This is a genomic window from Streptomyces sp. NPDC053750, assembly GCF_044544295.1.
Classification (GTDB): Bacteria; Actinomycetota; Actinomycetes; order Streptomycetales; family Streptomycetaceae; genus Streptomyces.
In genome coordinates, this window is record NZ_JBITXB010000011.1 from 115814 (window position 1) to 130441 (window position 14628).

17 protein-coding genes are annotated in these 14628 nt (G+C 72.4%); 11 read left to right on the forward strand and 6 right to left on the reverse strand.

Annotated elements, in window-relative coordinates; genetic code table 11:
* Window positions 1-48 precede the first annotated feature (48 nt).
* Together ACIGO6_RS27960 and ACIGO6_RS27965 are read left to right on the forward strand one after the other, a co-directional pair.
* Window positions 49-774 (forward strand): aspartate/glutamate racemase family protein, encoded by a 726-nt coding sequence (locus ACIGO6_RS27960; protein WP_399881020.1) that lies wholly within the window; start codon window positions 49-51, stop codon window positions 772-774.
* Window positions 775-926: 152 nt separating this feature from the next.
* A complete protein-coding gene (locus tag ACIGO6_RS27965; protein ID WP_399881022.1) occupies window positions 927-1577 on the forward strand; it encodes a GntR family transcriptional regulator in 651 nt (216 codons plus the stop codon).
* A gap of 309 nt (window positions 1578-1886) precedes the next feature.
* Here the strand turns inward: ACIGO6_RS27965 and ACIGO6_RS27970 are convergent, their stop codons facing one another.
* Both ACIGO6_RS27970 and ACIGO6_RS27975 read right to left on the reverse strand, forming a co-directional pair.
* A complete protein-coding gene (locus ACIGO6_RS27970; RefSeq protein WP_399881024.1) occupies window positions 1887-2426 on the reverse strand; it encodes a GntR family transcriptional regulator in 540 nt (179 codons plus the stop codon).
* 21 nt (window positions 2427-2447) lie between these two features.
* Entirely contained in the window at window positions 2448-2570 is a 123-nt protein-coding gene (locus tag ACIGO6_RS27975) for a hypothetical protein (protein WP_399881026.1), read from the reverse strand.
* Between the two features lie 85 nt (window positions 2571-2655).
* Here ACIGO6_RS27975 and ACIGO6_RS27980 point away from each other — a divergent pair, with 85 nt between their 5' ends.
* Complete coding sequence (locus ACIGO6_RS27980) at window positions 2656-3402, forward strand: ankyrin repeat domain-containing protein (protein ID WP_399881028.1); 747 nt, start codon at window positions 2656-2658, stop codon at window positions 3400-3402.
* A 63-nt stretch (window positions 3403-3465) separates the two neighbouring features.
* On the opposite strand, the gene ACIGO6_RS27985 is transcribed toward ACIGO6_RS27980, so the two are convergent.
* On the reverse strand, window positions 3466-4149 hold the full coding sequence (locus tag ACIGO6_RS27985; protein ID WP_399881030.1) for a TetR/AcrR family transcriptional regulator: 684 nt from the start codon (window positions 4147-4149) through the stop codon (window positions 3466-3468).
* An 88-nt stretch (window positions 4150-4237) separates the two neighbouring features.
* Between ACIGO6_RS27985 and ACIGO6_RS27990 the strand changes: the two genes are divergently transcribed.
* Genes ACIGO6_RS27990 through ACIGO6_RS28000 form a run of 3 tightly spaced genes read left to right on the forward strand, consistent with a single transcriptional unit; the run spans window position 4238 to window position 8464 of the window.
* Window positions 4238-5671 carry a purine-cytosine permease family protein gene (locus ACIGO6_RS27990; RefSeq protein ID WP_399881032.1) on the forward strand — a complete coding sequence of 478 codons (1434 nt, stop codon included), beginning with the start codon at window positions 4238-4240 and terminating at the stop codon, window positions 5669-5671.
* A 52-nt stretch (window positions 5672-5723) separates the two neighbouring features.
* Window positions 5724-7355: an amidohydrolase gene (locus ACIGO6_RS27995; protein WP_399881034.1), complete on the forward strand. Its 1632-nt coding sequence runs from the start codon at window positions 5724-5726 to the stop codon at window positions 7353-7355.
* The gene (locus tag ACIGO6_RS28000; RefSeq protein WP_399881036.1) at window positions 7352-8464 is read left to right on the forward strand and encodes a C45 family autoproteolytic acyltransferase/hydolase; all 1113 of its coding nucleotides are present in this window, start codon (window positions 7352-7354) and stop codon (window positions 8462-8464) included. Before ACIGO6_RS27995 ends, ACIGO6_RS28000 begins: the two co-directional genes overlap by 4 nt.
* Here the strand turns inward: ACIGO6_RS28000 and cynR are convergent.
* Window positions 8432-9346: a transcriptional regulator CynR gene (gene cynR, locus ACIGO6_RS28005; protein ID WP_399881038.1), complete on the reverse strand. Its 915-nt coding sequence runs from the start codon at window positions 9344-9346 to the stop codon at window positions 8432-8434. The two genes, ACIGO6_RS28000 and cynR, sit on opposite strands and share 33 nt — an antisense overlap.
* Window positions 9347-9471: 125 nt before the next feature.
* Between cynR and ACIGO6_RS28010 the strand changes: the two genes are divergently transcribed.
* The 3 genes from ACIGO6_RS28010 to ACIGO6_RS28020 all read left to right on the forward strand — a co-directional run bounded on the left by ACIGO6_RS28010 (window position 9472) and on the right by ACIGO6_RS28020 (window position 11243).
* A complete protein-coding gene (locus tag ACIGO6_RS28010) occupies window positions 9472-10071 on the forward strand; it encodes a carbonic anhydrase (RefSeq protein ID WP_399881040.1) in 600 nt (199 codons plus the stop codon).
* 101 nt (window positions 10072-10172) lie between these two features.
* The gene (gene cynS, locus ACIGO6_RS28015; RefSeq protein ID WP_399881042.1) at window positions 10173-10640 is read left to right on the forward strand and encodes a cyanase; all 468 of its coding nucleotides are present in this window, start codon (window positions 10173-10175) and stop codon (window positions 10638-10640) included.
* 102 nt (window positions 10641-10742) lie between these two features.
* Window positions 10743-11243 (forward strand): nucleoside deaminase, encoded by a 501-nt coding sequence (locus tag ACIGO6_RS28020; protein ID WP_399881044.1) that lies wholly within the window; start codon window positions 10743-10745, stop codon window positions 11241-11243.
* Between the two features lie 2 nt (window positions 11244-11245).
* Here the strand turns inward: ACIGO6_RS28020 and ACIGO6_RS28025 are convergent, their stop codons facing one another.
* Window positions 11246-11641, reverse strand: a complete 396-nt coding sequence (locus ACIGO6_RS28025) for an SgcJ/EcaC family oxidoreductase (RefSeq protein ID WP_399881046.1) — start codon at window positions 11639-11641, stop codon at window positions 11246-11248.
* A 34-nt stretch (window positions 11642-11675) separates the two neighbouring features.
* On the reverse strand, window positions 11676-12434 hold the full coding sequence (locus ACIGO6_RS28030; protein ID WP_399881048.1) for a YqjF family protein: 759 nt from the start codon (window positions 12432-12434) through the stop codon (window positions 11676-11678).
* A 118-nt stretch (window positions 12435-12552) separates the two neighbouring features.
* Here ACIGO6_RS28030 and ACIGO6_RS28035 point away from each other — a divergent pair, with 118 nt between their 5' ends.
* Window positions 12553-13656, forward strand: coding sequence for a MerR family transcriptional regulator (locus tag ACIGO6_RS28035; RefSeq protein ID WP_399881050.1), 1104 nt, complete (start codon window positions 12553-12555; stop codon window positions 13654-13656).
* A gap of 113 nt (window positions 13657-13769) precedes the next feature.
* Entirely contained in the window at window positions 13770-14624 is an 855-nt protein-coding gene (locus tag ACIGO6_RS28040; protein ID WP_399881052.1) for a DUF4132 domain-containing protein, read from the forward strand.
* The last annotated feature ends 4 nt before the right edge of the window (window positions 14625-14628 follow it).

Genomic DNA, 14628 nt, shown 5'->3' on the forward strand with positions numbered 1-14628 from the left:
CACCGGACACCCCCTCGACCAAACCCTCATCGGACCGAAGGCCCACCCATGCGCATCCTCGTCGTCAACGTCAACACCACCCGGTCCATCACCGACTCCATCGGCGCACAGGCGGCCCGCGCGGCCTCCCCGGGCACCGAGATCGTCCCGCTGACCCCCTCGTTCGGTGCGGAGTCCGTGGAGGGCAACTACGAGAGCTACCTCGCCGCGGTCGCCGTGATGGAAGCCGTCCGCGCCCACCCCGAGCCCTTCGACGCGGTGATCCAGGCCGGATACGGCGAACACGGCCGCGAAGGCCTCCAGGAACTGCTCGACGTCCCCGTCGTCGACATCACCGAGGCCGCCGCGAGCACAGCGCAGTTCCTCGGCCGCAGCTACTCCGTCGTCACGACCCTCGACCGCACGGTCCCCCTGATCGAGGAACGCCTGCACATCGCCGGGCTCAGCGCCCGCTGCGCCTCCGTGCGCGCGAGCGGGATGGCCGTGCTCGACCTGGAACGCGACGAGAAGGCCGCCGTCGACGCCATCGCGGAGGAGGCTGGCCGTGCCGTTCGCGAGGACCGGGCCGAGGTGATCTGCCTGGGCTGCGGAGGCATGGCCGGCCTCGCGGAGGCCGTCGTCCGGCGCACCGGCGTGCCCGTCATCGACGGGGTGACCGCCGCCGTGACGATCGCCGAGTCACTGGTCCGGCTCGGCCTGTCCACGTCCAAGGTGCGCACCTACGCACCGCCGCGGCCCAAGCGGATCGTCAACTGGCCGCCGAAGGCGGGCTGAGCCGACCCTCACCGCCGCACCCCCTCGCTGCGTGGGCCGCCTCAGGCACCATTCGCTAAGGTCACACTGCCGCGGACACCGCGGCTCACGGTGCACCGTGGGGCAGGACTCACGGTGCACCGCGGGGAGTCGAGAAGCGAAGAAGGACGGGGATGACGACGTCAGGGGACTTCGCACCCGAGTCGGAGCGGGTGACGCGGCAGTTGCGTGACGAGATCCTCGACGGAGTGCGGCCGCCGGGCAGCCGGCTGGTCGAACGGGACCTGGCCGAGGCGCTGGGCGTGAGCCGTCTTCCCGTACGGGAGGCCCTGAAGGCGCTCGTGGCCGAGGGGCTGGTGACGCCGCGGCCCCGGACCTGGGCGGTAGTACGGGAGTTCACCCCCAGCGACGTCGCCGACCTCGACGAGGTCCGGTCGGCGCTCGAGGCCCTGGCGTTCCGGCTGGCCGCCCAGCGGCACACGCGCGCGGGGCTGGAGAGGCTGCGGGCCGATGTGGACGCCGAACTCGAAGCCGCTCGTGCCGGTGACGCGGTGCGCGCGCGGCGCGCGGCGGCCGACTTCCACCAGACGGTCACCTCGCTGGCCGCCAACGAACTGCTGACGGAACTCGACGGCGTCCTGCGCAGCAGGTTGCGCTGGCTCCTCGGGCAGCACGACGACCTGCTGGCCGTGGCACGCGAGCACGAGGCGCTCTACGACGCCATCGCCGAGCGGGACGTACCGAGGGTCGAGGCCCTGGTGGTGGAGCACCTGGCCAGCAGCCGCAAGGCGGCCATGGGCCACCGGAAACAGAACCGGGCCTGACCGGACCCCGCCTCGGGTGTCGTCCGCAGGCGGGTCTTCGAGTGTGGGACTTCGGGCGCCAAATGGGATACCGTCTTCGCATGGTTGTTACGACGGTGCCGAACGTGCGCCCGGCGCCGTGAGCGCCGCCGACCGCGGCCCGCGCGCCGCCCCGGCCTCACTGCGGGGCAACCGGCGAGGCCGACGCGGCGATCCTCGTCGCGAAGGCCGGCGGCCGCGCGCGCTCATCGGACCCCTGGACCGGCTCGACGCCCTCCTGGCCCGCAAGGTCGGCACCGAGATCCGCGGTGACGTCGCCGCCGGCATCGTCTACGCGTGCCCCGGGGCGACGGGGGCTACCGCGGCGGTGGCGCCCCCGCCGCGGTGCACGTCGTGCAGGTACCGCCCGGTCTCCAGGTGACGCAGGACCAGTTCCTCGACCCCTGCGACGTCGCGCTGCGCGATCGCGTCGTACAGGCGCTGGTGCTCCTCGGCGACCCGCAGCAGGTCGTCGTGCCGGCCGAGCCGCCGGCGCATGGGGCTGCGCAGGGTCAGCTGCGACTCGTCGAGCAGGTGATTGCCCGCCAACTCGATGACGCACTCGTGGAAGTCCGCCGCGGCCCGACGTGCGGCCACGGCGTCGCCGGAACGGGCCGCGGCGAACTCGACGTTCAGTGTGGCGCGCAGCCGTGCCGGTCCCTCACGGGTGTGCCGCTGCGCCGCCGGCCTGAACGTGAGGGCCTCCAGAGCCGATCGCACCTCGTCGAGATCGGCGATGTCGCTCGGCGCGAACTCCCGCACGACGACCCAGGTGCGGGGGCGAGGAGTGACCCACCCTTCGGCGACGAGCGTCTTCAAGGCGTCCCGCACCGGCACCCTGCTGACCCCGAGCTAGCTCGCAACGTCCCGCTCGACGAGCTTGCTCCCGGGAGGGCGGACACCGTCGAGGATGTCGTCCCGGATCAGCCGTGCGACCCGCACCGACTCGGGCTCGGCACCCTCTGCCCCTGCCATCCGGAGTTGCTCCCCTCACGACCACGGAAACGCATTTGGTATACCGTAGCCCCCCAGGGCGCTACGGAGAACGGAGACGCGCCCCATGACAGCTCGCGACACACGGCGCAGGACCGCACCGACCCGGTGGAAAGGGGTGCTGTGGGCGGTCACGGCTGCGGCAGCAGCGGCAGCGCCGGCCGCATGCGGGACGTCGACATCGGACCCCGCCCCGGATGCGCCACGGTCCTCCGGGGCGAGCGCCGCGGCGACCGACCGACTCACCGAGGCGGTCGCCGACGGCGACCCGGCCGCTGCCACCGACGCCATCGCAGCGGGCGCGGACCTCGAAGCACGCGACGACGGCGGCCGCACCCCCCTGGTCGTGGCCACGAGGGCCAACCAGGTGGAGATGGCACGCCTGCTCCTGGAGGCCGGTGCCGACCCGGACGCCAAGGACGACATCGAGGACTCCGCCTTCCTCTACGCCGGAGCGGAAGGACTCAACGAGATCCTCGAGCTCACCCTCGACCACGGGGCCGACGTGAAGAGCACCAACCGCTACGGCGGAACGGCGCTGATCCCCGCCAGTGAACACGGGCACGTCGAAACCGTCCGGATCCTGCTGGCGGCCGGTGTCCCCGTCGACCACGTGAACGACCTCTCGTGGACGGCCCTGCACGAAGCGATCGTGCTGGGCAACGGGTCCGAGAACCACGTCGAGGTGGTCGAGCTGCTCCTGGAAGCGGGAGCCGACCCGTCGATCCGTGACGGGCAGGGCGTGCTGCCGCGCGACCTGGCCGCCGAGCACGGTCACCGGGAGATCGTGGCCGCGATCGACCGGGCCTCCTGAGCCCACCGCCTCCTGACCGCACCACCTCCCGACCGCACCGGCCCGGCGGCCGCCTCCCGGACGTCACCGAGGGGTGGACGCCTCGGCCGCCGCCGAGCCGGCCGATCGGGCACGGACCCGGGCGCGGAGTGCGCCCGGGGCCAGGCCGAGCCGGGTCTCGGCGGTCTCGACGGCCACGTCACTGATGTCCAGGCCGCCCTCCGGCTGCGCGTCGTCGTTGGCGTACGCCCCCAGGCCGTCGACGGCGATGAGGATGTGCAGCGCCGCCCTGAGCGCGTCGCCGGTCGTGAACTCCCCCGCCCGGACGCCGCTGTCGATGAGGTCCACGAGGGCCGTGCGCGTCGCCGATTCCTGGGCGCGCACCGCGCTGCGCAGCGGGTCCTTGAATCTGCTGAGGTGCCGCGCGTTGAGCCACAGGCGGCTGAGGTCCAGGTAGTCGCCGTCCGCGAGGCCCACCAGGAAGCGCGCGAGCCGGTCGACGGGTGGGAGGTCCTGCTCGTGCGGCGGCAGGAGCGACTCGCGCTCCTTGGTCGTGGCGTGGGTGAACGCCTCGCTCACGAGGTGGTCCGCGACCGGGAAGTAGTGGCTGATGAGGCCGGGGCGGACGCTCAGCTCCTCGGCGACGCGCCGCAGGGTGATCAGCTCCAGCCCCTCTTCCAGCGCGATGCGCGCCGCGGTCTCGACGATCTCCGCGCGGCGCTGCTCGGGCGACTTCCGGGTGCGTTTCGGCTGAGCTCTTGACGTCATGGAACAAAGGCTATTGGATCGGTGACCAATACACGGTTGGCCGCTTGACCAATAACGGCACCGCCGCCGGAGCATCCGAGAGGCCTCGATGACGACACACCCCACCACCACCTCCGCAGGACCTCTCGACGGACAGGGGCCCGCGCGGGCGGGGCATCCGGAAACCCGGGGAATCGACCTGGTTCCCGTCGACGAACGCGCGGGTCGGCCGCGCCGACTGTTCGCGGTGTGGGCGGCGCCGAACGTCAGCTACCTGAGCCTGGCCGTCGGCGGCACGCTGATCCTCATGGGGCTGACGCTCCCGCAGGCGATCGGGGTGATCCTCGCCGGAAACCTGCTGTGGATCTTCACGGGGATCATCGCGGCGAGCGGTCCGGTCGCCGGCACGAGCGGCTCGGTCATCTCCCGCGCGTTCTACGGCGTCATCGGCAACAAGATCGTGCTCGTGCTGACCGGCTGGCTCATCGCCGCGGCCTATCTCGCCCTGAACTGGTCGGCCGCCTCGGTCGCGGGCATCGGCCTGGCGCAGCGCACGGGGCTGCCGGACCACCCGGCCGTGAACGCGGCCGTCATCTGCCTGATCGCCGGGGCGACCCTGCTGATCGCGATCTACGGATACGCGACGATCGTCCGTCTGTACTCCACGCTCAGCATCCTGCTGACCCTCGTGTTCATCGTCGTCACGGGGTACGTCCTCGCCGAGACCGACTGGTCCTACGCACCGGCGGAGCCGCTGAAGGGCGCCGCGCTCGCCGCCACGCTCGGCATCGCCTTCACCATCGTCGCCTCCACTCCGCTGTCCTACAGCAACAGCCCGGACCTGGCCCGGTACCTGCCCCGCGACAGCAGCCCCGTCGCCGTCGCCGGATGGACGGCCCTGGGCGCGTACCTGCCGAGCGTCGTCTTCACCACCGTCGGCGCGCTCGCGGCCACCAGCCTCGACATGGCCGACCCGCAGGCCGCGCTGGAGAGCATCCTGCCGGGGTGGTTCATCCCCGTCTTCGTCATCGCGGTCGTCGTCAACACCATGACGAACAACGGCATGACGGCCTACAGCGCCAGCCTGTCGATCCAGTCGGTCGGCGTCCGCCTCGCCCGCATCCCCGCGGTCCTGATCATCGGCGTCCTCGGCACGGCCATGACGCTGTACGCGATCCTCGTCTGGGACTTCCTGACGAGCGTCAACACCATGCTGCAGCTCGTGGTCGTCGTGACCGGCCCGGCCATGGCGGTCGCCGTGACCGACCTCGTCGTGCGGCGCAACCGCTACCAGGGCACGGAGCTGCTCGGTCAGGAACACGGCGGTCCCTTCTGGTACCACCGCGGTGTCCACTGGTGCGGCGTCCTCGCGCTCGTCGCGGGCGGACTCACCTCCCTGATGTGGGTGACCACCAGCTTCTGGACCGGCCCGATCGCCACGGCCATGGGCGATTTCGATCTCGCGATCCCCTCCGGCATGGCCGTCGCCGCCGCCGTCTACTGGGCGTCCACACGCGTCCTCGGGACCGTTCCGCGCTCCTGACCTCCGGGCACGAGCCAACCCCCCACACAGCACCACCAGAAGGGAAACCCCTGTGCACGCCGACGCCATCGTGCTGGCCGGTCACGTAGAGACTCTCGCCGGGACCACAGCCGGTCCGTCCGCGAACGCCGTCGCGATCGCCGACGGCCGCATCGTCGCCGTCGGCGACATCACGGCCCTCGACGCCGTGCGCGGCCCCGGTACGGTCGTCCACGCGTTCCCGGGCGCCACGATCCTGCCCGGCCTCACCGACGTCCACGCCCACCCCGTATGGGGGGCGATCGAGATCGGCAGCGGCGTGGACCTCGGCGGCGCGGCCACGCTCGACCAGGTGTGCACGCGCCTGGCCGAGGCCGCGCACGGGCGGCCGGCCGACGCGTGGATCACCGGCTTCGACCTCGACGTCAACGTCTTCGACGGCGACCCGGCCGGCACCGTGTTCGGGCAGCGGTTCCCCGGACGGCCGATCTCGCTGATGACACGGGACGCGCACGCCCTCGTCGTGAGCCCCCGCGTCGTGGAACTCGCCGGGCTGACCGGCCGCGAGGAGTTCACCGACGCCTCGTCGGTCGAGGTCGGCCCCGACGGCCGCCCGACCGGGTTCGTGGTCGAGCTCCAGGCGATGGACCTGGTCTTCGCCCACTATCCGGACGTACCGGTGGACACCGCCGCGGGGTACGTCCGCCACCAGCTCGACCTCCTTGCGCGCAGCGGCCTGACCGGTCTGCACGCGCTGGACTTCACCGACCCGTCCGAAGCCGTGTACCGGCACATCGAGGACCACGGGGAGCTGCCCCTGCGCATCCGGTGCTCACCCCTGGTGCCGGCCGACTCCGCCCCCAAGGTGTGGCAGGACATCGCCGACCTCCAGGGCCGCCGTGGGCGCCGCTGGCACGTCGAGGGCGCGAAGTTCATGCTCGACGGCACGGCCGACAACGGCACGGCGTGGTTCGACCGGCCGGACATCCACGGCGAGAACCGCGAGCCGCTGTGGCGCGACACCGAGGCGTACCGCGCCGCCATGCGGTTCTTCACCGAACGCGGCGTCCCGACCGCCACCCACGCCATCGGCGACCAGGCCGTCCGCTTCGCGCTGGACGTCATCGAGGAGGTCGGCCCGGTCGCCCGCGCCCCGCACCGTATCGAGCACCTCGAGTCCATCCCCGACGACCTCCTGGACCGGTTCGCCGCACTCGACGTCGTGGCAAGCCTTCAGCCCGTGCACGGAACCCGGCACACCCACGCCGACGCGACGGACAACTGGTCGCGGCGCATCGGCCCCGACCGCGTCGCCCGCGGCTGGCGCACCCGCGACCTGCTCGACCACGGCGCCGTCGTGGCCCTGGGCTCCGACTGGCCCATCGGCCCCGGCGACCCGCGCATCGGCCTCGCCGACTGCCAGCTGCGCCGCCCGGTCGAGGAGCCGGACACGGCACCCGTGCAGCCCGAGCAGGCGATCTCCGCGCGCGAGGCCTACACCGGCATGACGGCAGCGGCCGCCTACGCCGCGGGCGCCTCGGACGACCTGGGCAGGATCGCGCGGGGTCACCTCGCCGACCTCACGGTGTTCGCGACGAACCCACTCGACCTGGCCCCCGACGCACAGCCCGGCAACGCCGTCCTCGCGACGGTCGTCGGCGGCACGGTGCAGCTCCACACGAACAGCGCAGAAGGAAACTCGTGACTCCGACCATCCCCCGCCCCACCCACCGCACCCACGTCAAGGCCGCCGCCACCGACCCGTACGACCGCGGCGTCGTCCGCGGCGAGCAGCTCCGTGACGGCATCCCCGCCGCGCTGGAGGTGTACGACCGGCTCTTCGCGCTCGGCGGCATCACCCCTGCCCAGGTGGGCGAGGACGCCGAGCGTGCCCTCGACGCGATCGGGCGGTTCCGCCCCGCGGTCCGTGCCGAGATCGAAGGCATCGCCCACGGAGCCGGTATCGGGGAACGGCACGTCGCCGCCCTCAACGCCCGCACGGAGATCCTGGCCCGCGGCTCCGCCGTGCCCCCCGGGGAGTGCACCACGATCGTGCGCCGCGTCGACGGCGGCGGCGACCACGGCGACGGTTCGCCGCGCACGATGGGTGTGCAGACGTGGGACTGGCACGTCGAACTGGGCTCCATGTGGCACACGCTGGAGTCCCGCGGCGGCCGGCACGACGTCGTCGGCCTCACCGAGAACGGCATCCTCGGCAAGATGGGCGTCAACAGCGCGGGTCTGGCCCTGCACTTCAACATCCTCGGTCACGTCCGCGACGGCATCGGCGGCATCCCCGTGCACGTGCTCGCGGCCGTCGTCCTCGAGGAAGCGGGGAGTGTCGCCGAGGCGGTCGAGATCGTCCGCGGTGCGCCGCTCGCCTCGTCGGGGTCGTTCGCGCTGTTCGACGAGACCGACGCCGTCCTGCTCGACATGAGCCCCGTCGGGGTCTTCGACGTTCCCCCGGCGCACGGCACCCTCGTACGCACCAACCACTTCCTCACACCGGTCCCGGCCGCCGGGGAGAAGTCCTGGCTCTACCAGCCGGACTCGGGCGAACGCCACGACTTCGTCCGCGCCCGCCTGGCCCGCCGGCAGCCGCCGACGACGGTCGACGAACTCGCGGGCCTCCTCGTGACCGGCGAAGGCGAGCCGCCGGTGACCTGTCTGCCCGACCCGGGCAAGCCGCTCGGCCAGCGCTGGGCGAGCCTCGCCACCCTCACCCTCGAACCCGCCACCCGCACGGCCCGCATCCTCGACGGCACGCCCGCGGACATCGGTTCACGCGACTGGCGCGTCCTCACCGCCGGCTGAGGTGTCCGCCCACTCGGTGGCCAGGTGGGTGAAGGCGCGGGCGGCGGCGCTCCGGTAGCTGCTCTCGCGGCGGAGCAGGGTGACGGTGCGGGAGGGGAGCGCCGGGGCGAGGGGGATGGGGAACAGATGAGGATGGTCGCGGGTGATGGCGTCGGGCAGGACGGTGGCGAACTGCGTGCGCCGGACGATTTCGGTGAGGGCGTTGATGGAGTTGGCCTCCACCGCGATGCGCGGGCGGACCTCGTGTTCGGCGAAGTGTTCGTCGATGTGCCGCCGGGTGGCGAAGTCCTCGCTGAGCAACGCGAGCTGACGTTCGTGCAGTTCGGCGACCGGCAGTGAGCCGGAGCGCCGCGCGTCGGGGTGGCGGGGGCCGACCACGAGGCTGAGGGTCTCGGTGAACAGCGTGGTGGGGTCGATGCCCGGCAGGTGGGTGGTGAAGGCGATGCCCAGGTCGAGGCGGTCACTCAGGAGTTCGGCTTCCATGCGGTCCTGGGTCATCTCCCGCACCTCCAGGGTGATGCCGGGATGGCGGGCACTGAAGTCGGCGACGAGGGGGCCGGTGAGGTACGCGGTGAAGGTGGGGGTCACCGCGAGCCTGAGGTGACCCCGGGAGAGGTCCTGCACGTCCAGCACCGCCCGCTCCCCCGCCGCCAGGTCCCGCAGGGCGCGCCGGGCGTAGCGGACGTACGTCTCCCCGGCGTCGGTCAGGCGCATGGTGCGGCCCGTGCGGTCCAGCAGCTGGACCCCGAGGGCCTTCTCCAGCTGCTTGATCTGCTGGGAGAGCGTGGGCTGGGATATGTGCAGCTCTTCGGCCGCGCGGGTGAAGCTGGCGTGCTCCGCGACGGCGAGCAGGTAACGCAGGTGACGCAGTTCCGGCCTCATGAGCACGACTATAGGCCACATCGATAGCTGTCATGGTTATTGCGTCTTGGACGCTATAGAGCCTGGTCGTGCACGGTGGATGACGTCGGCCCCCGCCGGCACCCCGATCGAAGGGAGTACAGGCCATGCGTCATCTCGCCGAGGGCGTCGACCGCTTTCAACGGGAGGTCTTCCCCGCCAAGGCCGGGCTCTTCGCCCACCTGTCCACCACTCATCAACCGCACACACTGTTCATCGGCTGCTCCGACGCCCGCGTCGTGCCGGAGCTGATCACCCAGACCGACCCCGGCGAGCTGTTCGTCATCCGCACCGCCGGCAACCTCGTCCCCGCCTACACCCCCGGTGGCGACGGCATCGCGGCGAGCATCGAGTACGCGGTGACGGTCCTGGGCGTCGCGGACATCGTCGTCTGCGGGCACTCGGCCTGCGGCGCCATGACCGCGCTCGCCGAAGGTCACGACCTGACCGGCGCGCCGGCCGTCGCCGGCTGGCTCCGGAACGCCGACGCGTCCCGGGCCCGTACGACGGCCGCCGCGGGCGAGGACAGGGTCTCCGCCCTGGTCCGCGAGAACGTCGCCGCGCAGTTGGTGAACCTGGCCACCCACCCCTCGGTGGCCCGGGCACTCGCCGAGGGCAGCGTGCGGCTGCACGGCTGGCGGTTCGACATCGCCGACGGCACGGTCGAGCGACTCGACGCCGCCGCCCACCCTGCCCTGGCCGCCTGACCCACCCTCCTGGCACGGCCCCTCATGCCCCCCCCTCAAGACCTGCCGTCCCCCCTCCCCTCCGACAGCGGACGGCACCCACCCGAAAGGAACCACTGCACATGCACGCCCAGTTCGACCCCACCGCCCGTCGGCAGCTCGCGATCACCGCGGTCGAGGCCAAGATCCGCAAGGACCTCGCCTGGCAGCAGATCGCCGACGCGTCCGGCCTGTCCGTCGCCTTCACCACCGCCGCCGTCCTCGGCCAGCACGCCCTGCCGGAGAAGTCCGCCCAGGCCGTCGCCCAGCTGCTGGACCTGGACGAGGACGCGGCGACGCTCCTGCAGACCATCCCCACCCGCGGCTCCATCGACGGCGGCATCCCCACCGACCCGACCATTTACCGCTTCTACGAGATGCTCCAGGTCTACGGCACCACCCTCAAGGCCCTGGTCCACGAGCAGTTCGGCGACGGCATCATCTCCGCGATCAACTTCAAGCTGGACGTGAAGAAGGTCGCCGACCCCGAGGGCGGCGAGCGCGCCGTCATCACCCTCGACGGCAAGTACCTGCCCACCAAGCCCTTCTGAGACCGAGGGCGATCCCTTCCGCCGGGGCGGGCTGGCGGCATTCCCCGGCCGCCCCGGCCCGCCCCGGCGCCCTCTTCCCCTGCACCCCCACCGGAGGACCCCATGGACTTCGTACAGCGCACGATCGACCTCGCCCGGCAGAACGTCACCGAGGGCGGCCGGCCGTTCGCGACCGTCGTCGTCAAGGACGGCGAGATCCTCGCCGAGAGCCCGAACAAGGTCGCCCAGACGAACGACCCCACCGCCCACGCCGAGATCCTCGCCATCCGCGAGGCGTGCACGAAACTGGGCACCGAGCACCTGACCGGCACCACCGTCTACGTGCTCGCGCACCCCTGCCCGATGTGCCTGGGCGCGCTGTACTACTGCTCGCCGGACGAGGTCGTCTTCCTCACCACCCGCGACGCCTACGAGCCGCACTACGTGGACGACCGCAAGTACTTCGAGCTCGCCACCTTCTACGACGAGTTCGCCAAGAACTGGGACGAGCGCCGCCTTCCCATGCGCCACGAGCCCCGTGACACCGCGACCGAGGTGTACCGGCTCTGGCAGGAGCGCAACGGCGGGCAGCGCCGGGTCAGCGGAGCGCCCACCGCGGCGTGACCTCAGCCGGCCCGGACCTCGGTGTTCTGGCAGGCGTGCAGGAGCCAGGCCCCGTCGTCCTGCCGCGTCATGACGTAGAGCGGGGCGCCCTGCGTGTCGCCCTCGGCCGAGTGGTAGGTCTGCCGCACCTTGACGGCCGCGACGTCGGGCCGCAGGAACTGCGTGTGGACGACCTCGTACGTGACGTCGCCGTCCCAGTCGGACCGGGGCAGCACGGCGCGGGTGAACTCGGCGATCGCGTCGAGGCCGAGGAGAACCTTGCCGTGGGCGGTCGTCCAGAGCGCGTCGGGGTGGAAGAGGGCGAGGAATCCGTCGGCGTCCTTGGCACGCTGGGTGCGCTCGACGGTGGCCACCACCTGCTCGATGGCCTTGAGATCTGCTGTGGTCTCGTGATTCATGCGGTTCACTGTGGTACCTCGAGCCCGCTTGAGGTCAAGGGCCGGCCGGCACCGGGCGGACGGGCGCGGCGGGGCGGCCGAGACGGACCGGGACGCCCGGTGAGTAGAGGACGCTGACGGGGGCCTCGGTGGGAGCGGGGACGCCCGCGCCCACCACCAGGTCCTCGTCACAGGTCAGGAGTTCGGCGCGGTGCAGGGGCCAGCGGGCGTGGTGGTTGGGCAGGTACGCGGCCCCGCCGAAGAACATGTTGTGCATGCCCCAGCGCGCGGTGAGGAAGTGCTCCAGCTCGGTGGGCTCCTGGATGCGTTCTCCGGCCCGTACGGTGATGCGGCTGTACGCGCCGCGCGGGCCGGGCCAGCGGCGGGAGCTGGTGTAGGTCACGGTGTCGCCGACGGTGCGGACGGCCATGCGGGACCACAGGTAGGGCAGCCGGAAGCCGACGCGGCCCATGACCACCGGCACGAGCCGCGAGGCGTCCATCGACCGGAAGACCACTCCGCGTCGCCCGTGCGCGTCCACCGAGTACAGGCGCACGTTGGTCTCCGGGAACGAGCCGAGATACGGCACACCGGGCAGCCGGAACCATCCGACCCGGTGCATCCGGAAGGCCACGAGCCCGACGTACGTGAGCCCGTCGTGCGTGTCGGGGACGGTGCCGCGCGGCATGAGCCCCGCCACGGCTGCCGGCTCGACGGCCCAGTGGATGAAGGCGAGGTCGAGCCACTCCTGCGTGAGGAGCGGCGTCCGTATCGCCACGGGGGCGTCGGGGGTGACGGCGGTGGGCTGTTGCACGACGCCAGAATGGCAGAGGCCAGGGGTTTTCGGTACGAGCGGCGGCGGGGCTCCGGCCGATGCCGGGGTTGACCCTCGACCTGGTCGAGGGCTCAGGGTTCCGGACGTGGAGAGCGAGATGCGCAGCATTGGCGAGATGGCCCGCGACAGCGGACTGGGCGTGAGTGCCCTGCGGTTCTACGACCGTGCCGGTGTGCTGGTCCCCGCCCGGGTGGACCCGGTGAGTGGCTACCGCTGGTACGCCCCCGGGCAGCTGGACGAGGCGCGGTTGCTGGCCCGGCTGCGGCGGGCCGGCATGCCGTTGGCCGACGTCCGGCTGGTGCTGGCCGGCTGGTCCGGTGCGGACTCGGACCTGGTGCGCGGGCTGCTCCAGGCGCACCTGCGCCGTCTCGAGCAGGGGCTGGCCGATGCCCGCAGCGAGTTCTCCGCGCTCCGAGCCCTACTCGACCACAGGGAGAACCCCATGACCACGTCGTCCGTCACCGGCACCGGCCCCGTCCGGCTGTCCGTCCCCGCGCCCGAGCTGGCCGCCGCGTTGGACGCGGTCCGTTTCGCGGCAGGTACCGATCCTGAGCTGCCGGTGCTCGGCGGAGTCCTGTTCGACGTGGAGGACGACGTGCTGCACGTCGTGGCCACCGACCGGTACCGGATGGCCGTCGCGCGCACAGGTACCACCGGACACGGCGGGCCGCGCGCGCAGGTCGTCGTGCCCGCCCCGCTCGCGGACGCGATGCGGGCGCTGCTCAGCGGTGACGGTGACGGTGCCGAGCCCGTCCGCCTCGCCGTGGACGGTGACCGCGTGACGCTGGAGACCGGGGACCGTCAGGCTGCCGGGCAGCGCCTCGCGTACGACTTCCCCGACTACCGCCGGCTCGTCCGTCTGCCGTCCGGGCGGCGTGCCCTCGTCGAGGTGCCGGCTTTCCGGAAGGCGCTGGAGACGGGCCCGGTCCGCGCGGGCGAGGTGCGCGAGCAGGGCGGCGCGGGGCAGGTCCTCAGTGTGCTCAGGGTGGCGGACGACGGCACGGTGATCGTCTGCGCGGACGGGGACGACGACCCGGGCAACGTCGCCGTCGACCGCGGGTTCCTGCTGGACGCGCTCGCCGCCGGAGCCCGGGACCGGCTGGTCCTGGAGTTCGGCGCCCCCACGGCGCCGCTCGCGGTCCGCCGGACGGACGACGAGGACGCCTTCTCGCTGCTGATGCCGGTCCGCCTGGAGGCGTGACGGGCGGCCCGTACCGGCCGCGGAGCTCGCGGCAGCCCATGGCACTCACGGCGTTGTCGGTGGGCTGTCCTAGAGTTCCCCGCAGTTGATCACTGCGGTGCGGGGAGGCACGGATGGGGTGGGTGACGGCCGGGGACTACGAGGTCGCCCTGGACGACGGGAAGGTGGTCTGCCGCAACGCGTCCGGCCGACGACTGAAGTCGGTGCCGGCCAAACTCGCGGACGATCCCGCCGTGGTGAGCCTGCGACAGCTCGTCGAGTGGCTGGAGCGGCACGACCGCCAGTGCCTGACCGATGTGGAGCGGTGGATGGTGCGGTCGCTGCCCGTGCCCATCGCCGTTCTCGCGCGGGTGTGGCCCGACCCGGCCTGGCAGTCGGCCCTGCGCGACCTCGTGGTCACCGGCGCGGACGGCGAGATCGCGGGCTTCCTGCGGGACGCCGACCCCGAGCGCGGGCTCGGTCTCGTCGACCTCGACGGGGACACCGTGCGCATCGCCCCCGACCTCGTCCGCCTGCCGCATCCCGTGCTCCTGGAAGACCTGGAGGAGCTACGGGAGTTCGCCGTCGAACTCGGCGTCGAGCAACGCGCCCAGCAGCTCTTCCGCGAGGTGTGGCACCGCCCCGCCGCGCTCGACACCGAGGGCACCTCGGTCGAGGAGTACGCGGGCGGTGTCTTCAAGGAGCTGCGTTTCCTGCACGGCCGGGCCACCCAGCTCGGCTACCGCGTGCGCGGGGGATACGCCGTCTGCTCCGTGTGGGAGGACGGCCGGGGCGTCGAGGCCCGCGTCTGGGTCGGCGACTACGACGGCTACGACGAGACGGAGACCGGTCCCCTGATGTGGACCGACGCCGCGGGGCAGGTGCTGAAGCTCGGCCGGATCGGGCCGGTGGCCTGGTCGGAGGGCATGCGCATGGCGGCCGCGCTGTACGCCGGGCGCGACATCGAGGACGAGGAGCGGGCGGCGTGAACAC